The 24,999-nt window shown below is 47.2% G+C and carries 18 protein-coding genes; 9 read left to right on the top strand and 9 right to left on the bottom strand.

Annotation, left to right across the window (positions count from 1 at the left end; translation table 11 throughout):
* Positions 1–41 precede the first annotated feature (41 nt).
* The 4 genes from R3289_RS18700 to R3289_RS18685 form a co-directional block, all read right to left on the bottom strand.
* The gene (locus tag R3289_RS18700) at positions 42–719 is read right to left on the bottom strand and encodes an ABC transporter permease (RefSeq protein ID WP_318927341.1); all 678 of its coding nucleotides are present in this window, start codon (positions 717–719) and stop codon (positions 42–44) included.
* A gap of 3 nt (positions 720–722) precedes the next feature.
* Positions 723–1,463 carry an ABC transporter permease gene (locus R3289_RS18695; protein ID WP_318927340.1) on the bottom strand — a complete coding sequence of 247 codons (741 nt, stop codon included), beginning with the start codon at positions 1,461–1,463 and terminating at the stop codon, positions 723–725.
* Between the two features lie 110 nt (positions 1,464–1,573).
* Positions 1,574–2,350 carry an ABC transporter substrate-binding protein gene (locus tag R3289_RS18690; RefSeq protein WP_318927338.1) on the bottom strand — a complete coding sequence of 259 codons (777 nt, stop codon included), beginning with the start codon at positions 2,348–2,350 and terminating at the stop codon, positions 1,574–1,576.
* Between the two features lie 87 nt (positions 2,351–2,437).
* Positions 2,438–3,229 carry an ABC transporter ATP-binding protein gene (locus tag R3289_RS18685; protein WP_318927337.1) on the bottom strand — a complete coding sequence of 264 codons (792 nt, stop codon included), beginning with the start codon at positions 3,227–3,229 and terminating at the stop codon, positions 2,438–2,440.
* Positions 3,230–3,532: 303 nt separating this feature from the next.
* Between R3289_RS18685 and R3289_RS18680 the strand changes: the two genes are divergently transcribed.
* Positions 3,533–5,230 (top strand): ABC transporter substrate-binding protein, encoded by a 1,698-nt coding sequence (locus R3289_RS18680; RefSeq protein ID WP_318927335.1) that lies wholly within the window; start codon positions 3,533–3,535, stop codon positions 5,228–5,230.
* 133 nt (positions 5,231–5,363) lie between these two features.
* Here the strand turns inward: R3289_RS18680 and R3289_RS18675 are convergent, their stop codons facing one another.
* Together R3289_RS18675 and R3289_RS18670 are read right to left on the bottom strand one after the other, a co-directional pair.
* Positions 5,364–6,845, bottom strand: coding sequence for a YfcC family protein (locus R3289_RS18675; RefSeq protein ID WP_318927333.1), 1,482 nt, complete (start codon positions 6,843–6,845; stop codon positions 5,364–5,366).
* Entirely contained in the window at positions 6,842–8,197 is a 1,356-nt protein-coding gene (locus tag R3289_RS18670) for a M20 family metallopeptidase (protein ID WP_318927331.1), read from the bottom strand. Before R3289_RS18670 ends, R3289_RS18675 begins: the two co-directional genes overlap by 4 nt.
* Before the next feature lie 484 nt (positions 8,198–8,681).
* Here R3289_RS18670 and ycaO point away from each other — a divergent pair, with 484 nt between their 5' ends.
* The 4 genes from ycaO (at position 8,682) to pflA (ending at position 16,028) form a co-directional block, all read left to right on the top strand.
* Complete coding sequence (gene ycaO, locus R3289_RS18665) at positions 8,682–10,451, top strand: 30S ribosomal protein S12 methylthiotransferase accessory factor YcaO (RefSeq protein ID WP_318927330.1); 1,770 nt, start codon at positions 8,682–8,684, stop codon at positions 10,449–10,451.
* A gap of 510 nt (positions 10,452–10,961) precedes the next feature.
* A complete protein-coding gene (locus R3289_RS18660) occupies positions 10,962–12,476 on the top strand; it encodes a DUF3360 family protein (protein WP_318927328.1) in 1,515 nt (504 codons plus the stop codon).
* A 201-nt stretch (positions 12,477–12,677) separates the two neighbouring features.
* A complete protein-coding gene (gene pflB / locus R3289_RS18655; RefSeq protein ID WP_318927326.1) occupies positions 12,678–14,957 on the top strand; it encodes a formate C-acetyltransferase in 2,280 nt (759 codons plus the stop codon).
* A gap of 330 nt (positions 14,958–15,287) precedes the next feature.
* Positions 15,288–16,028 (top strand): pyruvate formate lyase 1-activating protein, encoded by a 741-nt coding sequence (gene pflA / locus R3289_RS18650; protein WP_318927324.1) that lies wholly within the window; start codon positions 15,288–15,290, stop codon positions 16,026–16,028.
* Positions 16,029–16,178: 150 nt separating this feature from the next.
* Here the strand turns inward: pflA and R3289_RS18645 are convergent, their stop codons facing one another.
* Together R3289_RS18645 and R3289_RS18640 are read right to left on the bottom strand one after the other, a co-directional pair.
* Positions 16,179–17,330: an iron-containing alcohol dehydrogenase gene (locus R3289_RS18645; RefSeq protein WP_318927323.1), complete on the bottom strand. Its 1,152-nt coding sequence runs from the start codon at positions 17,328–17,330 to the stop codon at positions 16,179–16,181.
* 73 nt (positions 17,331–17,403) lie between these two features.
* Positions 17,404–18,084, bottom strand: coding sequence for a type 1 glutamine amidotransferase domain-containing protein (locus tag R3289_RS18640; protein ID WP_318927321.1), 681 nt, complete (start codon positions 18,082–18,084; stop codon positions 17,404–17,406).
* A 169-nt stretch (positions 18,085–18,253) separates the two neighbouring features.
* On the opposite strand from R3289_RS18640, the gene R3289_RS18635 reads away from it, so the two are divergent.
* Positions 18,254–19,204 (top strand): LysR family transcriptional regulator, encoded by a 951-nt coding sequence (locus R3289_RS18635; protein WP_318927320.1) that lies wholly within the window; start codon positions 18,254–18,256, stop codon positions 19,202–19,204.
* Between the two features lie 230 nt (positions 19,205–19,434).
* Here R3289_RS18635 and R3289_RS18630 read toward each other — a convergent pair whose 3' ends face one another.
* Positions 19,435–20,340, bottom strand: a complete 906-nt coding sequence (locus R3289_RS18630) for a LysR substrate-binding domain-containing protein (RefSeq protein WP_318927318.1) — start codon at positions 20,338–20,340, stop codon at positions 19,435–19,437.
* A gap of 234 nt (positions 20,341–20,574) precedes the next feature.
* On the opposite strand from R3289_RS18630, the gene focA reads away from it, so the two are divergent.
* The 3 genes from focA to R3289_RS18615 all read left to right on the top strand — a co-directional run bounded on the left by focA (position 20,575) and on the right by R3289_RS18615 (position 24,906).
* Positions 20,575–22,044, top strand: coding sequence for a formate transporter FocA (gene focA / locus R3289_RS18625; protein ID WP_318927315.1), 1,470 nt, complete (start codon positions 20,575–20,577; stop codon positions 22,042–22,044).
* Positions 22,045–22,296: 252 nt separating this feature from the next.
* Positions 22,297–24,051, top strand: a complete 1,755-nt coding sequence (locus R3289_RS18620) for a formate--tetrahydrofolate ligase (RefSeq protein ID WP_318927314.1) — start codon at positions 22,297–22,299, stop codon at positions 24,049–24,051.
* A gap of 354 nt (positions 24,052–24,405) precedes the next feature.
* Positions 24,406–24,906, top strand: a complete 501-nt coding sequence (locus R3289_RS18615; RefSeq protein WP_318927312.1) for a YfbU family protein — start codon at positions 24,406–24,408, stop codon at positions 24,904–24,906.
* Positions 24,907–24,999: the final 93 nt, after the last annotated feature.

Below are 24,999 nucleotides of genomic sequence, written 5' to 3'. Positions count from 1 at the left end.
ACAAGGTTCTAGATACTCGCATCTCGATACTCGAAACTGGATCACGTCAGTGGCCTTAAATGCCTTAGCCAGTGCCTTTCCAGTTTTCTGAATCCCCAGATGATCAGGAAGGTCAGAACCATGTAGCACATACCGGCAAACAGGAATGATTCGAACGGTGCATAGTAACGGGAATTGACGATACGTGCGGCACCAGTCAGATCGACGATAGTGACGATACCGGCGACAGCCGAGCCGTGAACCATAAAAATCACTTCATTACTGTAGGCAGGTAAAGCACGGCGCAATGCACTTGGCAGGATCACTCGGCGAAATGCCAGCGGGATGCTCATGCCATAGGCTTTCGCAGCTTCAATTTCCCCTTTCGGCATGCTATTGATCGCACCGCGTACGATTTCTGCGGTGTACGCTGCGGTATTCAAAATAAAGGCGACTAAAGCACAGAACCAAGCTTCTTGCCACAGGGTATCCTGCACATTAATCAACTGGCTCAGACCGTAATAAATCAAATACAACTGAATCAGAAGCGGTGTTCCACGAAAGAAATAAATGTATGCCCAGGCCGGTAACGAAAGTAGCGGATTCTTGCTGTTACGCGCGATACCAATAGGAATAGAGATGAACAAACCGATCAGCAACGAAACAAATACCATCCACACGGTGGTAATGAAGCCATCAAGGTAGAGTTGCCAGCTTTCTGTAAAAATTGAGAAATCCATCACTTACCTCGTATGAATACTGGATTTACGCTCAGCCCACTTAAGCACAGAGGTCGACAAGGACGTAAAGAGTAGGAAGATAACCGCTATTGTCATGTAAAAAGTGAACGGCATTTGCGTGGTGCCTGCCGCCATTGCCCCTTTACGCACCATGTCATCCAAGCCAATAATTGACACTAATGCGGTTGTTTTTAATAACACCAGCCAGTTATTACCAAACCCGGGCAGCGCATGGCGGATCATCTGCGGCAACAGCACACGGCGGAACGTTAAAAAACCACTCATGCCATAGGCCTTGGCGGCTTCCAGCTCGCCTTTATCAACCGCAAGGATCGCACCACGGAAGGTTTCAGCCATATAAGCACCGAAGATAAATCCGATGGTCAAAACACCCGCAATAAATGGACTGATTTCAATGTAGTCCGGCAGGTAAGCGGTCCACTCATGACTCGGGTCTCCAGTGGTAAAATACTCATTCAGCCATTCATTAGCACGATACAAGCTGTTGTTGAGCAGCATTTGCCCACCGAAGAAAATCAGCATCATTAAGACTAAATCAGGAATACCGCGGATCACGGTGGTATAAACCGTGGCAATCGCCCTTGCCCAGCGGTAAGGGGACACTTTTGCCAATGCACCGAGCATACCCAAGATCATTGCGAGGAAAAGAGACAGTAGCGCAACCTGTAGGGTTACCCATGCCCCTTCTGCTAATGACCATTCATATCCTTTTAAATCCAACAAAGGGAGGACTCCTTTAAACGGCAAAGGGAGGAGAGTAAACAGAGGCGATTAGCAAGTAACCGATCCAGCACTTGGAATGCTCGCCTCTCTAAACTCGTTCCTATGAGGGTTTACTGACCGTATACATCGTAGGCAAAGTACTTCGCGGCAATTTCTTGATAAATGCCTTTATCACGCAACGATTTAATTGCAACATCCAGCTTCGCAGTCAAATCTTTATCCTGTTTACGAAGAGCAATACCGAAGCCCTCACCGAACCATTGCGGATCCGTTAAAGACGGGCCGATAAATTCATAAGCGTCACCACCTGTTTTCTTAATCAGACCTTCTTCCAGTGCTGACGCATCACCGAGAACGGTAGCGATACGGCCGGCTTTCAGATCCAGGTAAGCATCATCAAATGAGCCATAGCGAACGATGCTGACAGAGTCGCCGTAGTTATCGGTCAGGTATTTATCATGAGTGGTTGCACGCTGAACACCGACTTTAACCCCTTTCAGGCCGTCTTTGGTAAAATCAAGCTTGGTGCCTTTCTTGGCCACAAACTTGTTTGGGATCAGCGCATATTTGCCGGTAAAATCGACTTTCTTCTTACGTTCTTCGGTGATCGACATTGCGGCAATAATGGCATCATATTTACGTGCCAACAGAGAAGGGATGATGCCATCCCAGTCTTGAGCGACAATTTTACATTTCGTTTGCAGCTCTTTACACAATGCATTCGCCATATCAACATCGAAACCTTTCAGCTCGCCGCTCGGCTCAGTCCAGCTAAAGGGAGGGTACGCACCTTCAATACCGAAACGCACCTCTTTCCACTCTTTCGCCTGAACCGATGTTGCACTCAATGCTGACACCATTGCAGCAGTTAAAATCCATTTTTTCATCTTGCTTCTCCTGTTGTGTTTACTGCCGTATGTTTCCAAATAAACTCAGACGGCCATTCAATCATTATCGTTATTCGACATCTCACTTTAATAAATTGACGAGATAAATTGTTTTAGTCGTTCCGACTCGGGATTGGTGAATAATTTTTCCGGGTGGCCCTGCTCTTCCACCAGGCCTTGATGCAAGAACATCACATGGTTAGAGACATCTCGGGCAAATGCCATCTCATGGGTAACCACCAACATGGTCCGTCCTTCCTGGGCCAAATCCTGCATAACACCTAACACTTCACCCACTAATTCAGGATCAAGGGCAGAGGTGGGCTCATCAAATAGCATGACTTCAGGATCAACGGCTAATGCCCTGGCAATCGCCGCTCGTTGCTGCTGACCACCAGAAAGATGTCCCGGATAATAATGACGGCGGTCATAAAGTCCGACTTTTTTTAAGATCTGTTCCGCCTTGTCGATAGCTTCCGCTTTAGGTACACCTAAGACATGAACCGGCGCTTCAATCACATTGCCTAGCACCGTCATGTGCGACCATAAATTGAAGCCCTGAAAGACCATCGCTAGACGCGAACGAATACGCTGTACTTGCTTTTCATCAACGGGCAGAAATTCGCCACGGCGATTGTTTTTCATTTCGATGAGCTCGCCATTCACCCATATTTCCCCTTGGGTCGGGGTTTCAAGCAGATTAATGCACCGAAGAAAAGTACTCTTGCCGGATCCGGAAGAACCGATAATAGAGACGACGTCACCACGGTGAGCGGTCAGAGAAATCCCTTTCAGGACCTCATTTTGACCAAAAGATTTATGTAAATCCTTTACTTCCAGCGCCACGGTATTGTTTTCAAGGGTCAATACTCCAGCCATGCGCTAACTCCTGTTGCTCCATAAAACCGGGAAAATACCAATCTGATCTATGGTGGGCTCAGTCTGATATTACTCGCAAAATTTTAAGCTACTTTACAAGCCATTCGTCGAAGGTATCACCGTGACACACCATTGGCAACATTTTGTTAACCTTCGTGTCGCACATAAATATCCAGTAAATATGAATAATAACGCATACAATACAGTAATTTAGTCATTTGCCAATAAGATTTACATGATGTAGGTTAGCGCGATGAAATCGTCTTCTTTTATCTTGTTATAAGCAATAACCGGGTTAGTCTAATGTTTCGAGTCTCACTTCAACTGAACTGGCGTCTTGTATGCTGTCTGTTAGCCCTGACTGGCTCTCTATTTTCAGCGGATCTGCACGCTGCTCAGAATGTCGACAAAAATCGCACTGTTCTCACTTTAGTTCCTGAATATAAAGATAAAATTATTGCGAATTTCAACCCTTACTCGAAAGCTAGCATGCCAACCACGCATGAATTCATTTTTGAGCCTTTAATTGTCTTTAATTCACGGCAGAACAATCAACCAGAATACCGACTTGCAACGGGTTACCAGCTTGATGATGATTTAAGCGGGATCAGCTTTCGCCTAAGAGAGGGAGTGACCTGGTCAGATGGAAAACCATTCACTGCCGATGATGTGGTGTTTTCTTTTTCTCTGGCAAAAATACATCCGGAACTTGACTCACATGGCATTAATCAATGGCTGGGATCGGTACAAAAGCGTAGCCCGACAGAAGTCTATTTTAAGCTTAATAAGCCAAATGTACTCGCAGCCTATACCTTAGTGCTATTGCCTATCGTACCGAAACACCAGTGGATGATGGTGTCAGATCCGGTCCATTTCGCCAATCCCAGCCCTATTGGTACCGGCCCGTTCACCCAAATTGAGGACATGGATAAAAACGGCTACCTTCAGTGCCAGAACCCTTTCTACTGGCAGGCTGATGAACGAAAAATCGATTGCTTACGCTACCCCAAAGTGACCAATAATGATGATTTTATTGCCCGTATTGCCAAAGGCGAATTCGACTGGGCAGGTTCTTTCATTCCAGATATAGAACGTCATTACGCCTCCTACTCGCCAGATTTTAAATACTGGTTGCCACCAGCCAGCACCATCAGCCTGATGTTTAATTTTAAAGCCGCCGATCCGGGACTTAGAGCGGTGATATCAAAAGTTGAATTCCGTCGTGCAATCTCGATGGCCGTTCGCCGTCAGCGCTTAATCGATATCGCCGCATTTGGTCAGGGCGAACCATCGCGTTTCGCATCAGGGATGAGCCAGCGTTTCAAACGATGGGCCGATCCGGTGGTGACAGAGAAATACCTGCCATATATGAACTTTAATCCCGAACTGGCCAAAGATTGGCTGACTTATATTGATGTCACAGATAAAAATGGCGATCAATGGCGAGATCAGCCATCAGGAGAACCGTTGGAGTTGACCGTCCTGACTCCGCGCGGTTGGTCTGATTTTAATATAACAGCACTAATGTTGACTGAAATGATCCAGGAAATAGGCATTAAAGTACGCCCAATAGAGGTCGACTACAGTGAATTTATCGAAAGACTGGCTGCTGGCGATTACATCACGGCACTGACCAATTATCCCCAGGGACCAACCCCGTTTAAATATTTTGACATGGCATTTAACAGCCTTTATCAGGCGCCTCAATATCCGCGATATGCTATGCATTTCTATCGCAATAATCGGATTGATACTTTATTGGCTCAGTTTCCTACTGCGTCTTCAGCCAGCAAACGTATATCCATTCTTCACCAGCTCAATGACATTGTCGCCAGCCAGCAGATCACGGTACCGCTGTACAATACAGTGCAGTTTTATCAGTACAACACCGAGCGATTTACCGGCTGGTTTAATGAAAACAACCCCAAAGCCAGCCCGCTGGTATGGCCACAAACTCCCGAGCGGCTGCTGCATGTGTTGGCGCTGAGACCGAAAGAATAAATAGGATCGAGATGCGAGATGCGAGATGCGAGATGCGAGATGCGAGAATATAGAAAAGGCGAGTGAGATCAATAATCAACACTCGCCTTATTCTTTTCCTAGAACCTAGGACCTCGTTTCTCGCCCCTAAGTTTTAAACCATCGCAGCGCCTGCGAACAGGATAATAATGGTCATAACCAGCACCATGATCACAAATGGCATTACCCACTTAAGAAAACGCTCATAAGGGATCTTCGCCAGTGCCAGACCAGCTACCAGGTGACCTGCTGTCGGCGCAAAAATATTGATCCAGCCACTTGCAGACTGATAAGCGGTGATAATCAAATCACGGCCAATACCGGAGAAATCCGCCAGCGGTGCCATTAACGGCATAGAGACCGTCGCCAGGCCTGACGTTGATGGAATAAAGAAGCTCAGTACGATGTGAACCAGATAAGTCACGACAACAAAAACGCCGGACGATAACCCGGTTACCATACCTTCAGCCCAGTTGAGGATAGTATCGATGATCACACCGTTATCCATCACTACGTAAATACCACGGGCAACCGCGACAACCATCGCTACACCGATCAGATCTTTCGCCCCTTCAAGGAAAGTTTTAATAAACTCACCCTCTGACATACGGTTGATCAGGGCAATCAAAATAGCGGAGGCTAAGAACAGCGTTGACAGCTCATCAAACCACCACCATAAGGTTGGAAACACGGTAATACCCATATCTTCCCATGGGATCACGCCGTAAATCATCACCAGGAATGCACCAAAGAATACTGACATGGTCAGCTTCTGCTTAGAGGTGAACTCGCCGTTGTCATCTTTTATATGAGAAAATTCATCATCAAATTCAATATCACTCAGCACTGAATTGGATTTGTCTGCTTTGACCTTGGCGGCATAACGCATCACATACCAGGAAGCCATGGCGATCAAGATGACGAGCTGGATCAGACGCAGGCCAATACCCTCACCGATCGGCAAATCAGCAAAACCGGATGCGATACCCGTTGCGAACGGATTCACCGTCGAAGCGAGTACTCCGACTCCGGATCCTAGTAAAATAATGCCGGCTGCCACCATACGGTCATAACCTGCCACGGCCATCACCGGTAAGATCACCGCCCAGAAAGCCACGGTTTCTTCTGCCATGCCATACGTCGAACCACCGATGGCAAACAAAGTGATCAATACCGGGATCATCATTTGCTCACGGCCACGGAATTTACGGACAATCGCCGCGACTCCCGAATCCATTGCTCCTGTGCGCATGGTCACGGCCAAGAAGCCGCCGATCACCAGGACAAATAACGCCACGTCCACCGCTTTATGGAAGCCTTTTATCGGCGCCATCAAGACATCAATCACCCCTTGCGGTGACGATTCCAGTTCCGTGTAACTGCCCGGGATCGGTAACAAACGTTCGCCCCCGTCGTAGGCAAGTACTTCAGCCGCCGGGATCACCTGATCGGTACCGTTGACAATATAGTCATACTTGCCCGACGGCATTATCCAGGTCAGTAACGCAACCAGTGCGATAATGATAAACAGGATGGTATAAACCGTAGGCATTTTAAATGATTTTTTTAATTTTCCAGATTCAGTTGCGGTGGTCATAATTCTACTCCCTGCAATTGATAAATCGCATTTGCATACACATTCATCGATTTAAGCATGTCATCAATAATCAAATATTCATTGGGCATGTGTTCCACTTTGTCACGTCCCGGAAATATCGCCCCGTATGCCACGCAGTTTGGTATCGCGCGGGCATACGTTGCGCCGCCTGACGTCATTGGCTGGCTTTCCAGATCGCCACTCACTTCCTGATATGCCGCCATCAAGGTCTTAATTACCGGGCTGTCTGCCGGCATATACAGAGAAGGCAACACATCAAATTCTTCGTATTGCAGACCATATTGTGCCGCTACGGCCTGAATATCGTTGTCATAGTCGTCTTTACTAAAAGTAACCGGCACCCGAATATCAATACCAAGCTTACTGCTCTGGGTATCAATGTATAATTGCGCCACATTGAACGTCAGGCGCCCGCTGACATCTTCAACCGGACCAAATATTTCCGTCGCGTTGGCATCCTGGCCGACTTGCTCTGCAACAAAGCGTACCATTGGGTGCATCACCCCGATTTTCTGCAAAGCCAGACACAAACGGGCAATCGCATTGACCCCTTTTACATCTGCGGAAGCCGAATGCGCAGCTTTACCCAGAACAGTAATCTCGCCATCTTCGACGTGAAAATCAAAGCCCAGCTCATCCAGAGCCCCGGCTAATTCCTCCCACAAAGGCCCTTGATATTTAGCCAGTTCGGGCACAGCATTTAATGCGCCACCACACTCTAATTCGACGTCAAACGAACCTGCGCCATGTAACCAGGATTGGATCAGCATTTTTTCAGCATGAATTAAAGGAAAGACAGAGTCAGGGGTGAAACCGCACTGAGGGGTTTCTTCTTTTTCAAGGTAACGGTCGATACAGCGCCACAATGTTTCTTCATCAGTACCGAAAATAAAGCGGATCCGCTTACTGAACTCAACGCCGCTTTCCTGCAAGGCTTTTACCGCAAACAGCGTCGCGAGTGTCGGCCCTTTATCGTCCTGCGTTCCACGACCATATAAACGACCGTCTCTGATCTCCGGCTCAAAAGGGGCTGATTTCCAAGTCGATAGATCCCCGACCGGCACCACATCCAGATGACCCAATATGCCGATCATCTGCTCCCCTTGCCCGACTTCGGCATACCCGTAGTAACCGTCCGGATCCTGATAAACGGTAAAACCTAACTGCTGGCAAAGTGCCAGGGTTTCGGTCAGGCAGTCATCAATAGGCTGACCAAAGGGTTTACCGCTATTGTCATCCTGATAGATGCTCGGTATTGCCACCAGACGTTTCACCGCGGCAATGTACTCATCGCGGATACCGTCAATATAAGATGCTACTGTTGCTTTCATCGTATCCCTCTTTGCTTCCTCCTGTATTTTAGCCTGCTCACCAACAACCATGCAGGTTAAAATAATGAAGGTTATTTAATTATCGGCATAAATATTAAGCACTTTTTCCTTGTACCGGTGAATTCTGCTACAGAGTTGCATAATGAACTGTGACAACTTTCACTCGATTCAGGATCAATATGGGATGTAAGTCAAAAAGCCAGCATTCTCTTTATTTGGTATATGGCAAGTTCTTCAGTTAACACAATAAAGAAGAAAACAGCGGCTAAATAGCAATTAATAACGCCGGCGAATAAGCTGGCCAGCACCTTGAAAGACGTTAAGGGATAAAGCTTGATTCATTATCTGATTCGACGACTGATGGCACCACTCTGCATCCTGCATATTGAGATCACTCGGGGATAGCTTTCTGACGTCCGGTTAGTTTGTGTATATACTTTGCGCCACTCAATACTGAGGAAAGCTTTTACTGATGAGACGTATAATGCAAACATTTATCCCGGGTAAAGAAGCCGCGCTTGAAGAATCGATTGAGCGTTACCAAACGCAATTAAAAAATTTAGGTTTCAACATCGAAGAGATCTCCTGGCTTAACCCTGTACCTAACGTCTGGTCAGTACAAATTCGTGACATCGATGCCCCGATGAACGTTTGCAGCGGTAAGGGGACAACAGAGAAAGCAGCACTGGCATCGGCTCTGGAGACATATTTCGAGCGTCTGTCTACCAACGATTTCTATGCCGATTACTATCTGGGGCAGAAGATTGCTGAAAGTGAATTTGTTCATTTCCCCAATGAAAAGTGGTTTGATATTGATGAAGATAACCTGCCGCCGGAAGGCATTTTGGATGAGCGCTTAACCCAGTTTTACGATCCAACCCTGGAGCTGCTAGGCACCGATTTGGTCGATCTTCAGTCAAGTCATATGGCGCGTGGGGTTTGCTGTCTGCCTTTCGAGCGCCAGGCCGATAACGAAACGGTCTATATTCCGGTGAACATCATCGGTAACCTGTACCCGTTTAACGGTATCGCAGCTGGTCATTCCAAATCCGAAGCGCGTAGCCAAGGCCTATCAGAAATATTGGCGTACGGACTCAAAAACCGCATTGTGGCCGAAGGTATCAGTCTGCCAGAGATCCCTGCTGACGTAATGGGTCGCTTCCCGGCCATCAAAGAGACGATTGATACATTAGCAGCGAAAGGCTTCCCCGTTGTTTGTTATGACGCATCACTCGGCGGTAAATACCCCGTTCTTTGCGCGATGCTATCCATCCCCGGCAATGATCTATGCCTGGCTGCTTTTGCCGCCCATCCTCGCTTTGAGGTTGCTCTTGAACGAGCGGTGACCGAATTACTGCAACACCGCGCTCTGGCACTTGCTCTAACAAACGATGCAGGCATCATCCCACAGCCTTCAGTCGATACTGAAGCCGTGGCCGCTCACCACGATCAAGCGGCACTGGTTAGTTACTCAACAGCGATGGTTTCTTGCGATCTGTTTAAAGCCGATGCTGATAATGTCTTTACCGACTGGAACTTCACGGGAAGCTCGGAAGAAGAGTTTGCTCATCTGATGGGGATGTTAACGGAAGACAGGGCTGACGTTTATATTGCAGATTACGACCATCTGGGCGTGGATTGCTGTCGTATTATTGTGCCTAGCTGGTCGGAAATTTACCCTACCGAGGCACTGATAGAAAGTAACAACAATGTCGCACTGGAGTTACGCGAGACTCTCCTGGCTTTACCGAGTGTGGATTGGGAAGGCGAGCAGTATGCTGAAATGTACGCGATTCTTGACGAAGAAGGCTTCGATGATAGCGTCCTTCTCCATGAGATTATTGGTTTGGTACCTCAAACCGGTGAAGCGTGGCAGACATTGCGAATTGGTGAGCTGAAATGCCTGTTGGCACTCGCTGGCGGTGATCTGGAATTGGCCTTAGAGATCGCCGCTTGGTGTCTTGACTACAATGTATCCACCTATAGCCCGGCCCGAACACAGTTCTTTCTCTGCGTTATTGCGAGCTTAAAGCTGGCTCTCGATGAAGACCGTGCTCCGGCACATGCTAAGGCTGAGTTCGAACGCCAGTATGGAACAGAGACGGTGGCCGCGGTATGGGGCTCAATTGAAGGCACGGTACGCTTTTATGGTCTGACGGCTGGTGATTTGACTATGAGTCAATTCCCGGCCCATCAAAAGCTGTTGGCCTCATACCATAAACTTCAATCCGCAAAAAAATTGAACATTCAGTAATTTTATTACATTTGTGTTAGCAAAGGGCTAATTCCAGCCAGCAATATCAATGCCAGCAAATTTTTGCTGGCATTCCGCGTTCTGGTTCTATTTACTGAACACCGCGTTCAAAATTTGTACGGCCCCTGCTACCCTTGGTATCAGGGAACCTATAGCCCGAAAATTACGAGCTACAAGCAATAATCTGTTACAAAATAAACACTTAACCCCAAAAATACCAACTGTGAGCTCATTCACATATTTATTTTTGTTATGCGCTTTCTTTCATTAATCATAATAACTGCTCTTCCCGCTCAATTTTTTTTGGTGATTTTCCTACATTTTTTTAAGCGTAGTGATCGAGATCAATTGTATTCGCGAGGCCAAGCTGTAGAATTTAGCAAAATTTGGTGAAATAATATTACACTAATAACTAACTCAAGGCTGAAGTGAAGAAGTTGTTCTCAGGTAAGAACGCTACATTACAGCAATAAACACAAGAATTATTTTATAACGTAGAACGAGGCAATTATGTCATCTGAAGAAAGAAGTTATCAGGAGCAACACCGCCCTGCCTCTGACTTCTCAAGTCGATCGGACTATCTTGACAACGAACTCAAGATAATGAAACCACGCCGCTTTGGCTTAAACCTGCCAGGCCGTGACTTCCGCTTTGAATGGGAAGACCTGGTACCCGCTTTAGCCGGTACTATTGGTATTATCGCAATGTACTCTGCGGTAATGATGTCTTGGGCTGACGGGCTGACCCAAGCCTGGGATCATGTTAATCTTGGCAAAGAATTCGCCATTGAAGTGGCACGAGTCGAAATGCTTATTCCTGCATTTCTTTTCTGTATTCTGGCATCCGGATTTATTAACCCCCGCGCCAACCTGGCAGGTAACCACGGTCCAATGATTCCGTTGATCGGTACCATTGCCCTTGCCGGTGCACACCCTCTTGCTCTTGCTCTCCTTCTTGGTGTATTCGGTCTGCTACTTAGTTACTTTAAAGGTGGCTCTAAACTGGTTAATCTGACCGGTGAGGGGGTTGCCGGCGGCTTGTTAGTGTTCCTTGGTTTTACCGGGGCCATGAGCCAAATCGGTCAGATCCAAACTTGGGCAACCGGCCTGGAAACTGCCGAAATTGCTAAAGGCAGCCTAGGCTATGTTGGCCTGGTTGTACTGGCGGTTAACATCGTGCTTTACGCTTTCCTTGCCCGTATCAACAAGCGTTGGTTAGCTATCCCGGCTTGTGCAGTAACAGGACTTCTGGTTGCTCTGGCGTTTGGTACCGGCTTTGACCTTACTTTCGAAACCAAAATGGGTCTGCCAAACCTGAACCCTGTATACTGGTGGGGCAGCACGGAAGAAGGCTGGATGCTTGGTCTGCCCAACCTGCAGCACTTCATTGCATCATTGCCATTTGCCATTCTGGCAGTAGCAATGTGGTCACCTGACTTCCTGGGCCACCGTATCTTCCAAGAACTTAACTACCCTAAAGGTACTGACAAAGTACTGATGGATGTTGATGACACGATGACGATGTGCTCTATCCGTCAAATGGTCGGTACTGCGGTCGGTGGTGGTAACATTACATCATCTTGGGGTACGTACATGATCCCGGCAGCAATCGCTAAGCGTCCTATCCCTGGCGGTGCTATCATTCTGGGCTCTTTGGTAATGCTTATCGCAATCCTTGGCTTCCCGATGGATGTTGCAGTATGGCCACCAGTAATGCGTATTGCTCTGCTAGTCGGTGTATTCCTGCCGCTGCTAGAAGCCGGTATGCAAATGGTTAAAGACACCAAAGATTCACAATCTGCTGGTATCTGTATCTTTGCTTCTGCAGTTGCCAACCCGGTACTGGCATGGGCACTAACTATGCTGCTAGATAACAACGGCCTGATTGGTGACAAAGAGCGTGCGAAGAAGCTTTCGTTCATGGACCGTATTGTTATTCCTGCCTCTGTGCTTATCATCTGTCTAATGGCGATGCTGGCGGTAGGTATGCTTGAAGGCAAGTACGGCATTCCAGCACTACTATAATGTGATGAGGGCAGTACGCTGCCCTCTCTTAACTAGGTTATTAGTACTAATACGAATAATGAAATTATCATTTTTGTTGAACTGATAGATTTGATTATCCGTATTATTGTTAAAGAAGTGTACTGTCCACCACTCGATGGTGATTAGCTCAACGGCTTCAAAATCAGTACGTATTTTTTCTACTAAAAAGGTAGGTATATCATGGCAGAGCAATTTGCTAAAGCTTGGGAAGGTTTTGCTGAAGGTGAATGGCAGAACGATGTTAACGTTCGTGACTTCATCCAGAAAAACTACACCCCGTATGAAGGTGACGAGTCTTTCCTAGAATCTGAAGCGACGCCGGCGACAGCTAAGCTTTGGGCTCAAGTAATGGAAGGCATTAAACAGGAAAACAGCACTCACGCTCCTGTTGATTTTGATACTTCTGTTATCTCTACCATCACTTCACACGATGCTGGCTACATCAACAAAGATCTAGAGACTATCGTTGGTCTGCAGACTGATGCTCCGCTTAAGCGTGCAATCATCCCTAACGGCGGTATCCGTATGGTTGAAGGTTCATGCAAGGTATACGGTCGTGAACTAGATCCAATGGTATCAAAGATCTACACTGAGTACCGCAAGACTCACAACCAGGGCGTTTTCGATATCTACACGCCAGATATCATGAAGTGCCGTAAGTCTGGTGTTCTGACAGGTCTTCCAGATGCATACGGCCGTGGTCGTATCATCGGTGACTACCGCCGTGTTGCACTATACGGTATCGACTTCCTGATGAAGGACAAGTTCGCTCAGTTTACGTCTCTGCAAGAGCGTTTCGAGAAAGGCGAAGACCTTCAGATGACTATGCAGCTTCGTGAAGAAATTGCAGAGCAGCACCGTGCACTAGGCCAGATTAAAACGATGGCCGCTAAATACGGTTGTGATATCTCTGGTCCTGCAACTACCGCACAAGAAGCGATTCAGTGGACTTACTTCGGCTACCTGGCTGCAGTTAAATCACAGAATGGTGCGGCTATGTCTCTTGGCCGTACTTCTACGTTCCTGGATATCTACCTTGAGCGTGATATTGCTGCTGGCACAATCACTGAAGTTCAAGCACAGGAAATGATTGACCACTTCGTCATGAAGCTACGTATGGTTCGTTTCCTACGTACGCCTGAGTACGATGAGCTATTCTCTGGTGACCCAATCTGGGCAACAGAATCAATGGGTGGTATGGGTCTTGACGGTCGTACACTGGTAACGCGTTCTAACTTCCGCTTCCTAAACAGCCTGTACACTATGGGTCCTTCTCCAGAGCCGAACATCACTGTTCTTTGGTCTGAGCAGCTACCTGACGGCTTCAAGCGTTTCTGTGCAAAAGTATCTATCGATACCTCTTCAATCCAGTACGAAAACGATGATCTGATGCGTCCTGACATGGAATCAGATGACTACGCAATCGCTTGTTGCGTATCGCCAATGGTTGTTGGTAAGCAAATGCAGTTCTTCGGTGCGCGTGCTAACCTGGCTAAAACGATGCTGTACTCTATCAACGGTGGCGTTGATGAGAAATTGAAGCTTCAGATTGCTCCTAAAGCAGCGCCAATGACTGACGAAGTGCTTGATTACGACAAAGTAATGACAAGCATGGATTCGCTAATGGACTGGCTTGCTACGCAATACGTGACTGCTCTGAACAGCATTCACTTCATGCATGACAAGTACAGCTACGAAGCGTCTCTAATGGCACTGCACGATCGTGACGTTAAGCGTACAATGGCTTGTGGTATCGCTGGTCTTTCTGTTGCGGCTGACTCACTAGCAGCAATCAAGTACGCAACGGTTAAACCAATCCGTGACGAAAACGGCATTGCTATCGATTTCGAAATCGAAGGCGATTACCCTAAATTCGGTAACAACGATGCTCGCGTAGATGACATTGCTTGTGAACTAGTAACAACGTTTATGGAGAAAATCCGTAAGCTTAAGACTTACCGTGATGCTGTGCCTACTCAGTCTATCCTGACTATCACTTCAAACGTGGTATACGGTAAGAAGACGGGTAACACTCCGGACGGTCGTCGTGCTGGTGCTCCTTTCGCTCCTGGTGCTAACCCAATGCACGGTCGCGATGAGAAAGGTGCGGTCGCTTCACTGACTTCTGTAGGTAAACTACCGTTTGCTGATGCTAAAGATGGTATCTCATATACTTTCTCTATCGTACCAAATGCACTTGGTAAAGAAGTTGAGTCTCAAAAAGCTAACCTTGCCGGTCTGATGGATGGTTACTTCCACCATGAAGCAGGCAGCATCGAAGGCGGTCAGCACCTGAACGTTAACGTTCTTAACCGTGAAACGCTTGAAGATGCAGTTAAGCACCCAGAGAAGTACCCACAGCTAACTATCCGTGTATCGGGTTACGCCGTGCGTTTCAACTCTCTGACCGTTGAACAGCAGAAAGACGTTATCGCACGTACTTTCACTGAGTCTCTATAATCTAGAGTTCAGTCTCAAGGGGTGAGAAACTAGAGTCTGATAACTCGAAATCCGCCACTTAAAAGTAAGTTTAAAAGCCGATCTCTGATCGGCTTTTTTTGTTTTTCTGGATTATCCCAATATATAAACCATCCGCCCCTTCGTGCACCCGCTCCCCAAAATTATGGCAACACCTAAGCCACGTCAAAATACAGGCTTCAGCACATCTTGAAGCCGTTTAGGCATACTTATTAAAGACAACAGCAACCTCGCTGTATTATTGCTACTTTAGCCTGCCATTCTGTAATAAAATGACAGGTATAAAAACACGCCCATGCGGAGAAGTAAGCAATGTCAGTAAAAGGCCGAATCCACTCTTTCGAATCTTGCGGAACCGTCGACGGACCAGGCATCCGTTTTATTGTATTCATGCAAGGCTGCTTGATGCGCTGTCAGTATTGCCACAACCGCGATACCTGGGATCTTAATGGCGGGAAAGAAATCACTGTTGAAGAACTCATAAAGGAAGCCGTTTCATACCGCCATTTTATGAACGCCTCTGGCGGTGGTGTTACAGCATCCGGGGGAGAGGCGATGCTTCAGCCTGAATTTATCCGCGACTTTTTCCGGGCGGCTCAAGCAGAAGGTATCCATACCTGTCTCGACACTAACGGGTATATCCGTAAACATACCGATGTCATTGATGAAGTTCTAGACGCAACCGATCTGGTCATGCTCGACCTAAAACAAATGGACGATACCATCCATCAAAATCTTGTTGGTGTTCCGAACAAACGCGTTCTGGATTTTGCCGAGCATCTGCACAAGCGCGGGCAAAAAACCTGGATTCGCTACGTGATTGTTCCGGGGTATACCGATGATGAACGCTCAGCCCATATGCTGGGTGAATTTATCAAAGATATGGACAACATCGAGAAAGTTGAGCTGCTGCCATACCACCAGCTAGGCGAACATAAATGGGAAGCGATGGGTTACGACTACCCGCTCTCTGGGGTAAACCCGCCATCAAAAGAAACCATGGAAAAAATGAAAGACATTCTCGCCAGCTATGGCCACAAGGTAATGTACTAGCGCGAAACGGCCTGATACTAAAGGTGCTGAAGCCGAAAGAAACATCAAAACCGATACAACACTAAGCCATTATGAGCAATTGGTTATAAAAAAGCCTACCCGCATATCGCGGATAGGCCTTAGTTAATTCGGGACATTTTACGAAAATGCTTACAACGCAGTTTCCAGTACCTTACGGCTAACTTCTGGTGTCATGTCGCCATGTTCACCCAGTGCTGTCATCCCGTGAAGTTCAAGCTGCTCCAGCACATTTTCAATACTGGCGGCATCGAGAGCTTCATCACTCAGGCGTACCGGCATGCCCATCGCTTTGAAAAATGCTTCTGTTTTCGCGATAGCCTGATCAATCACTTCTTCTTCAGTACCGTCAAACAGGTGCCAGACACGTTCTGCGTACTGGATTAATTTACCGCGTTTCTGCTCACGCTGTACTTTCATTACCGCAGGCAGAATAATCGCCAATGTACGCGCATGATCCATACCGTACTGACCTGTCAGCTCGTGGCCGATCATGTGGGTACTCCAGTCTTGCGGCACACCCGAACCGATTAGACCGTTCAGGGCCATCGTTGCCGACCACATCACATTCGAGCGCACTTCAAGATCATCGGGGGTTGCCAGGGCTTTAGGACCTTCCTCTATCAGGTTCATCAGTAAGCCTTCGGAGAAACGATCTTGTACCTTTGCATTTACCGGGAACGTTAGGTATTGCTCCATGGTGTGAACAAACGCATCAACCACGCCGTTAGCAACCTGACGCTCAGAAAGGCTCAGGGTCACTTTAGGATCCAGGACGGCAAAGATCGGGCGTACATAAGGCGACATAAATGCCAGCTTCGTCGTACCGCGGGTAACCACGGAGCCGATATTACTTTCCGAGCCTGTTGCCGGCAGGGTTAATACACACGACAGCGGCACAGCGTCTTCTACTGGTGCATTTTTCGCCAGAATATCCCAAGGTTCATCCCCCTCAAAGCGGGCCGCCGCTGCAATAAATTTAGTACCGTCAACGACTGAACCACCGCCAACCGCCAGCAAATAAGTAATTTGCTCAGCTTTAACCACTTCCACAGCTTTCATTAAAGTATCATATTGCGGATTAGGCTCGATGCCTGAAAATTCAATCCAGTTATGCTCTTTCAGCGCATTGCTGACCTGCTCATATACGCCGTTGGTTTTGATAGATCCCCCACCGTAAGTGACGAGAATTTTAGCATCCGCGGGGATCTCTTTTGCGATAGCTGCTATTTGGTCTTCGCCAAAAAAGATTTTCGTCGGGTTATGAAACGTGAAGTTAAGCATTGCTCGTTCCTTTGTATTCAAGGGATTAATTATTAATTTGTCTCTATTGCTCTATGTATATTTAGATCTTCGTTTATCTGGCTAACAGGGTCAGAAGTGCTTCTGCAACCGCTTCTGATGATGCAGGGTTCTGCCCTGTAATTAACATACCATCTTGAATGGCGAGCGGATTCCAGTCTTGTGCCGATTCAAACTGTCCGCCTCGGGCTTTTAATTCATCTTCCAGTAAGAAAGGGACTACCTCGGCCAGACCAACAGCCTTTTCTTCTGAATTGGTAAAGCCCGTGACCGCTTTGCCAGAAATGATATATTCACCGTCTTGATCCTTCGCATTTAGCAGCACCGCCGGGGCGTGACATACCGCCGATACGGGTTTTCCTGCTTGCCAAAAGGCCTCAATCAACGCGATTGAATGGCTGTCGCTCACCAAATCCCACAATGGCCCATGACCACCAGGGTAGAAGATAGCATCGTAATCTTTTTCATTTACGTCGGCCAACTTTAAGGTATGTGCTAACACCTGCTGCGCTTGTTCATCGTGATTGAAACGCACTGTGGCCTCGGTTTGTGATTGCTCTAATTCACTGTTGGGATCAATCGGAGGCTGACCACCTGCAGGTGAGGCGAGAGTAACGTCAGCATTGGCATCTAAAAAACAGTAATACGGCGCGGCAAATTCTTCGACCCAAAAGCCCGTTTTATGATCAGTCTCACCCAGCTTATCGTGGGATGTTAGCACCATTAAAATTTTCATTATCAACCTCGTCTTGTTCGATTAAGCGCGTGATGAAAGTCTATGCCTGAACGATTAATCAAACAATGGTGATAAATTGAGAATCATTGTTTTAATAATTAGAACAGTGGATACTATTGGCGTATATGCATCACTCATTCAATCAACAACAGATAAGAGCAGAGTCAAAATGGATGTTTCCTTTGAGCAGCTAAAAAGCATGGTGGTATTCGCACAAATTATTGAGCAAGGCAGCTTCTCGGCTGCTGCAAGACAACTGGGACTGTCCCGCGGGGTAGTGAGTTACCATTTAAAAAAGCTCGAAACGCATATTGGGATCCCCTTGCTCAACCGTACCACCCGCAGCATTAGCCTGACCGACGCAGGCCAGCGTTATTACCAGCGTTGCAAGAACATCAGTGACGAAGCGGCCGCAGCCAATCAGCAAATCGAAAATTTGCGCGAAGAGCCGGAAGGAAAACTCATTATCACCGCTCCGGTTAATATCAGCATGTATACCATAATACCGGCTCTGGATACCTTCAAAAAACAATACCCCAAAATTGAAATCGATCTGAACCTGACCGATGAAATCGTGAATATCATACAGGAAGGTGTCGATTTAGCGATTCGGGGAGCGCCTCTCGCGGATTCAGGCCTGTATGCCCGTAAGCTAATGACCATGAAAAATATTCTTTGTGGTGCCCCGAGCTATTTTAGTCAATACGGCCTGCCCCACACGCCGGCAGAGCTGGCTAATCATGAATGGGTCGTCTATAAAAAAACGTCCCGCATTCAGACCCTGTCGAAAGGCAGCCGCTCATACAATGTCAGAATGCAAGGCAGTATTGCCACCAACAGTGCATCGGCAAGAACGGCTTTTGTGTTGGGCGGCCATGGCATCGGGCGATTACCCATTTACGATGCCCAGCCATTAATCACGTCGGGACAACTCACCCCGATCCTGGAGGAATACCAGCTGAGTGATATCAATATTTACGGTGTTTACCCGCCGAGAGCCGCCAATTCCAAGAAAATGCGCTTATTACTGGCACACTTGCAGGAATATTTAACCAAACTCCCGGCTGCACTATTTCAAACCTCAAGCGCAACAGACCATCAAGGATATGAATACCAATAAGCAATTAGTTTTATATTTATTTCTTATGTCCAACCCGACGTAAAATCCAGACACGGCCTTTATGCCAGCCTGTTATATAAACAGACCGATATACCACTTCAGGCATATCAAGCCCAGTAAAGAAGCCACGGAAGCTCGCGTTTGGTAATTGAACGTGTCAAACGCCCAAATAAAAACACAAGTTTATATAAATTATGCGCATATTGATGTATCAATAAAATTGATAGTGATTACATCTCTCTTTTGCTTTCTCGAATCATGCGCAGAGCTTCACGCTTAATACAGTCGCGTAACGGATTTTCGACAGAATCAGCTCGCCATATAAACGACAAGGTCCGCTCCATATTTAATTCTGGCACATTCAAGGCAACCAGTTCACCGCGCTCAATGAACTTGACAACATCCAGGTATGGCAGGCAGCTCAAGTACAAACCATTCGCGACCAGCGTACGAAGCACGGAGACTTGTTCATATTCACGGCAGACATCAAGGTCATCAATCACACCATGGATGGCACTCTCGAAAATTTTCCGTGTGCCAGCCCCTTGTTCACGCAAGACCCATTTGGCCTGCTCCATTTGGGCAAAACTGACTTTTTCATACTTTGCATACGGATGATGTTTAGAAGCGATAATCACTAAATGGTCGTGGCACCACACTTCTTGCTGGAGACGGCTATCATCACAGCGCCCCTCTATGACACCAAACTCATAATCAAAGTTCTTTATACCATCGATAACTTTCTCTGTATTTTTTACTATGAAGTTAATACGCAGCTCAGGAAAATTGCTATCTATATTGCTGATGAGCTCAGGCAACAAGTGCTCTGCGGCTGTCTGGCTTGCTGCCAGCGCAATTTCGCCACTGATTAAATGCTGCTCATAGAAACCTAATTCGATCTGCTGGGCGTCAAATAATAGCTGTTTTGCCTTTGGCCTTAACCATGTTCCCCAGTATGTCAGCGCCATTCGCTTTCCCTGACGCTCAAACAACGGCCTGCCAAGTAATTTCTCTAACTGAGCTAATGCCATACTGGCTGCTGACTGAGTAAGCGCTAACTGATCAGCAGCTTTACTGACACTGCCCGAGCTGGCGACTTCTTCGAATACCGCCAATTGCTTCAAAGAGTATCGCATTGCGACTCCTTCCTTCCTGAACCCTATGATTAACCGGTACTTTACCATTATCTAGTATCAATTTTTATGATTAGCCATAAGAAAAAAATCAATTTTACTCACACCTTTATCCCCCCTTAAGCTGAAGTCACGTTAAACACACATCTCGATATAAGGAGAAGCTATGACTCAGTTACCCCCTTTTTTGTTTAATTCACCCGGCAACGTTGTCGAATCGACCTGGAGATCATATCGATGAGCTCGGCAATCAATACTGATTCCAATTACAGCCCGATGGAAATGATGAAACAGGCTGAAAAATATGCTGTCAGTAAAGCATCAAAGTCGACGAGCAAAACAATCGCATTAGCGATCACTGCCGGAGTTTTCATTGGACTCGCCTTTGTTTTCTACCTTACGGTGACGACAGGTAATGGCGAAATCAACTGGGGGATCAATCGTTTATTTGGTGGGTTAGCCTTTAGCATGGGGCTGATTTTAGTCGTCATCTGCGGCGGTGAGCTGTTTACCAGCACGGTGCTGTCTTCTATCGCCAGAGCCAACAAACATATCACCACCGGACACATGCTAAAAACATGGGCAAAAGTGTATTTCGGCAACTTCCTGGGCGCGATGCTGCTATTGCTTCTGGTCTCTATGGCCAGCCTGTATCAGCTCGACGGCGGCCAGTGGGGATTAAATGCACTAAACGTTGCCCAGCACAAACTGCACCACCAGCCTTTGGAAGCTTTCTCTTTGGGTGTTTTATGTAACCTATTGGTCTGTCTTGCCATCTGGATGACGTTTTGCTCAAGCAACATGATGACAAAAATGGCAATCATGGTTTTACCGGTTGCGATGTTTGTCAGCACCGGTTTTGAGCACAGCGTCGCCAACATGTTTATGGTGCCACTGGGTATCACTATCCAGAACATCGCCCCAGACTCATTCTGGCTAAATCTCGGTGTCTCGCCGGAACAGTATGCCGATCTCAATATCCACAACTTCATCTTTGCCAACCTTATCCCCGTTACGCTGGGCAATATCGTTGGCGGCGGCGTTCTCGTCGGTCTTAGCTACTGGGCTATTTTCAGCTCGCCTAAAGAACACCATGCAACAGCTACCATCATCACACCCGACTTCTCACATTCTACCGTTTTAAATAAGGACACTATTATGCTTCAGGACAACCTGCTTGTTAACGACCACATGCACCCTGCAACGACAACCCTTCTACCAGGCATGCCTGTTGCAGAAGCCCTTGATATCCTGATTAACCAAGAGCTTTCAGGTGCGCCGGTACTCTCAAGCGATAAGCGTCTAGTCGGTTTCTTCTCTGTCCATGACTCCTTGGTTGACCTTTGGTGTAGTGACTATATGCCAAATGCTGAAAGCAAAGTGCAAGACTTAATGAAGCATGAAATCCAGACCGTTAGCCCGGATAACACAATTCTTGATATTGCTGAGTATATGAGTATCGACAAAAATATTCTGTACCCGGTCACAAGTGGCGGTATTGCAACCCGACTGACGACGCTTTCATTGAATGAACGTGCCCGTACTATGGTGGTAAACCGCCCGCACAGCTTCCCTGTCGTTAAAGATGAGGTACTCGTCGGTATGATCACCCGCAATGACATTATCAAAGCGCTTCGCCCGGTCTATGGCAAACAAATACCCGTTATCGCCCCAGAGAAAAAATCCCAGGAGTGTGAAGTCGCCTGATAAGCAAACCCACAGACTATTACCCCAATCGGGGGTAATAGTCTGGCTCTATACCTCGTATCTCATACCTCGAGCATCACGGATCGCCTTCACGCCAAGCACCAACATTTATCCCGCCATTACTCTATTTATTCATGATAAAATTATGGTATAAACGCAAAGCAAACGATTGCGCTCCTGTTGAAGCAATCTGATGCAGTATATCCGTTGTCACGATTCACTGTTGTCATTGCTATGAGGAAATGAGCCCATATGAAAAGCGACATTCAAATTTGCCGCGACACCCTACTCACTCCTATCGACCAGATTGCCGAAGTTACAGGGATAAAAGCTGAAGATCTGACCCTGCAAGGCTCCTTGAAAGCCAAGGTTAAGCCTTCGATTCTTAAACGTCTGGCTGATAAACCTGAGGGGAAGTTGGTGCTAGTGACAGCCATCACCCCGACGCCACTCGGTGAAGGTAAGACGGTAACTACCATTGGCTTATCTCAAGGGCTAGCCAAAGTGGGGAAAAAAGTCATTGCCTGTATTCGCCAGCCTTCTATGGGACCGGTCTTTGGCGTGAAAGGCGGCGCGGCCGGCGGAGGCTACAGCCAGGTCGCCCCGATGGAAAAGCTAAACCTGCATTTGACCGGTGATATTCATGCAGTCACCGCCGCCCATAACCTTGCGGCGGCAGCAATTGATGCCCGCCTGTACCATGAAGAACGCCATGGTTATGAGCAATTTTCCCGGCGAACCGAGCTGACACCGCTGCGTATCGATATTAACCGTATCGTCTGGAAGCGAGTCATGGATCATAATGACCGCGCGCTGCGCAAGATCACCGTGGGGCTAAATGAACCGGGAAAAACCATTAATGGCTTGGAACGCGAAGACGGTTTTGACATTTCTGCCGCTTCGGAGCTAATGGCAATTCTGGCCTTATCCAGAGATCTTGCCGATATGCGTGCGCGAATCGGCCGCATCGTACTGGCTTATAATATTGATGGCCAGGCAATCACTGCCGACGATCTTCACGTTGCGGGTGCCATGGCCGTCACTCTGTGCGAAGCTATTGAGCCGACACTGATGCAGACGCTGGAAGGTGTGCCGACCCTTATTCATGCCGGACCATTCGCCAATATTGCCCATGGCAACTCATCCATCATTGCCGATCGTATCGCGCTGAAATTAAGTGAATTCACCGTTACCGAAGCCGGTTTTGGCTCTGATATGGGGTTAGAGAAAGCCTGTAACATCAAAGCGCAACAAGCCGATCGCGGCCCTGATTGTGCGGTCATGGTTGCCACACTGCGCGGCTTAAAAGCCAACTCAGGGCTGTATGATTTACGTCCGGGTCAGCCACTGCCCGACGCGATTTTCGCCGCGGATGAAAAAGCACTCCACGCGGGTTTTGAGAACCTCAAATGGCACATCCATAATGCCGCCAAATACGGCTTACCGGTTGTTGTTGCCATTAACCGCTTCCCGCAAGACAGTGATGCCGAACTTGCACAGCTAAAAGCGATGGTTAACGACCAGGACTTTGGTACTTATGTGGATGTGGCGATCAGCGAAGCTTTCGGTAAAGGCGGTGACGGGGCCATTGCACTGGCTCAAGCCGTGGTGACAGCCTGTGAAACACCGGCTGACTTTAAACCACTTTACCGCCTGTCACAGACTTTAGAAGAGAAACTGATGACGGTCGCCGAGGTGGGATATGGCAGCCGGGGGATTGAATTATCTGAACGAGCCAAACAACAACTGGCAGAGCTGAAAGCTCAGGGCCATGATAATTTAGCGGTCTGCCTGGCAAAAACCCCCTTATCAATCACCCATGATCCCAGCGTGAAAGGTGCCCCGAAAGATTTCCTTCTGCCGGTCCGTGAACTGAAACTCTGTGCGGGAGCGGGATTTGTTTATGCTTTATGCGGCAATGTCATGACTATGCCTGGCTTACCTGAAAAGCCGGCCTATATGGCGTTAGATCTTGACGACAATGGTAATATTATTGGCTTAAGCTAACCGTCTTAAAGCCAGTAAGGCACAGAACGCCTCCTGTCATCAAACGCTAAAGGGCTACACTCAGTGGCTCTTTCTTTGGCCTGCCCGCTGTAAATTTGTCATTCCGCCTCTATTGCCTTCCCCCCGATCCATTACCTACACTACGATTGTAGAAGGGAAAAATGATGCAGTACCCTTATAAAAATAATGGTTAAAAGCCTTGTGAATCAACAATATAATCACTTACTGCTTAAGCTTTCATCACTCGGTTTTATTTAGTGAAAAATCAGCGACCACACGTCGTCAGATCAATATTTTTTAAACTTAACCTGATAATCTCAACTTCAGAATATAACAATATTAAGGCCTTCTATTATGGAAATGACAAACGCTCAACGTCTTATTCTTTCTAACCAGTATTCTCTGATGTCTCAGATGAGCCCTGAAAACGCAGAAAAATATCGCCGGCTTCAGACCATTGTTGAGCGCGGTTATGGCCTGCAAATGCGCGAACTGAACAAAGACTTCGGCTGCCTTCCCGAAGAAGACTGCCGCAATGTTATTGACTTCATGGAAATGCATCACGCGCTGCAGGAATCGTACAAAATGCTCGATGAGGCCAACCAGCAACTGGTTGAACCTCGCCGTCTGCAGTTTCTGGGCTTTGATGCCGCCACGGAATCACAACTGGTTCACTATGTCCGGTTCTTAACCGATGAAGAAGGTCTGTATCCTCAGTTTGATAAATCTGAGCACCAGTTCAACAGCCAGGTACCATTGCTAGAAAAATATCAGCGTATGCTGCAAACTTGGCGCAACTGTCCCCGCCAATACCATTTATCCGCTACTGAGATCCAACAAATTCTGAATGCCTAGTGATATTTTTATCTAGCAGTATTTGGACATAATATTCTTCTGTATACATTTAAAAAACCGGAGTCCATCCTCCGGTTTTTTTGTCTACAAACA

Source organism: Photobacterium sp., assembly GCF_033720175.1.
In the GTDB taxonomy this organism is placed as follows: domain Bacteria; phylum Pseudomonadota; class Gammaproteobacteria; order Enterobacterales; family Vibrionaceae; genus Photobacterium.
The sequence above is the reverse complement of the archived record's forward strand: the minus strand, read 5'-3'. Positions and strand labels throughout refer to the sequence as shown.

Bases quoted from the DNA above. Each gene is read 5' to 3' on its own strand.
- R3289_RS18700 (WP_318927341.1), bottom strand. From the start codon at position 719: ATGGATTTCTCAATTTTTACAGAAAGCTGGCAACTCTACCTTGATGGC.
- R3289_RS18690 (WP_318927338.1), bottom strand. From the start codon at position 2,350: ATGAAAAAATGGATTTTAACTGCTGCAATGGTGTCAGCATTGAGTGCA.
- R3289_RS18685 (WP_318927337.1), bottom strand. From the start codon at position 3,229: ATGGCTGGAGTATTGACCCTTGAAAACAATACCGTGGCGCTGGAAGTA.
- R3289_RS18680 (WP_318927335.1), top strand. From the start codon at position 3,533: ATGTTTCGAGTCTCACTTCAACTGAACTGGCGTCTTGTATGCTGTCTG.
- R3289_RS18675 (WP_318927333.1), bottom strand. From the start codon at position 6,845: ATGACCACCGCAACTGAATCTGGAAAATTAAAAAAATCATTTAAAATG.
- R3289_RS18670 (WP_318927331.1), bottom strand. From the start codon at position 8,197: ATGAAAGCAACAGTAGCATCTTATATTGACGGTATCCGCGATGAGTAC.
- ycaO (WP_318927330.1), top strand. From the start codon at position 8,682: ATGCAAACATTTATCCCGGGTAAAGAAGCCGCGCTTGAAGAATCGATT.
- R3289_RS18660 (WP_318927328.1), top strand. From the start codon at position 10,962: ATGTCATCTGAAGAAAGAAGTTATCAGGAGCAACACCGCCCTGCCTCT.
- pflB (WP_318927326.1), top strand. From the start codon at position 12,678: ATGGCAGAGCAATTTGCTAAAGCTTGGGAAGGTTTTGCTGAAGGTGAA.
- pflA (WP_318927324.1), top strand. From the start codon at position 15,288: ATGTCAGTAAAAGGCCGAATCCACTCTTTCGAATCTTGCGGAACCGTC.
- R3289_RS18645 (WP_318927323.1), bottom strand. From the start codon at position 17,330: ATGCTTAACTTCACGTTTCATAACCCGACGAAAATCTTTTTTGGCGAA.
- R3289_RS18640 (WP_318927321.1), bottom strand. From the start codon at position 18,084: ATGAAAATTTTAATGGTGCTAACATCCCACGATAAGCTGGGTGAGACT.
- R3289_RS18635 (WP_318927320.1), top strand. From the start codon at position 18,254: ATGGATGTTTCCTTTGAGCAGCTAAAAAGCATGGTGGTATTCGCACAA.
- R3289_RS18630 (WP_318927318.1), bottom strand. From the start codon at position 20,340: ATGCGATACTCTTTGAAGCAATTGGCGGTATTCGAAGAAGTCGCCAGC.
- focA (WP_318927315.1), top strand. From the start codon at position 20,575: ATGAGCTCGGCAATCAATACTGATTCCAATTACAGCCCGATGGAAATG.
- R3289_RS18620 (WP_318927314.1), top strand. From the start codon at position 22,297: ATGAAAAGCGACATTCAAATTTGCCGCGACACCCTACTCACTCCTATC.
- R3289_RS18615 (WP_318927312.1), top strand. From the start codon at position 24,406: ATGGAAATGACAAACGCTCAACGTCTTATTCTTTCTAACCAGTATTCT.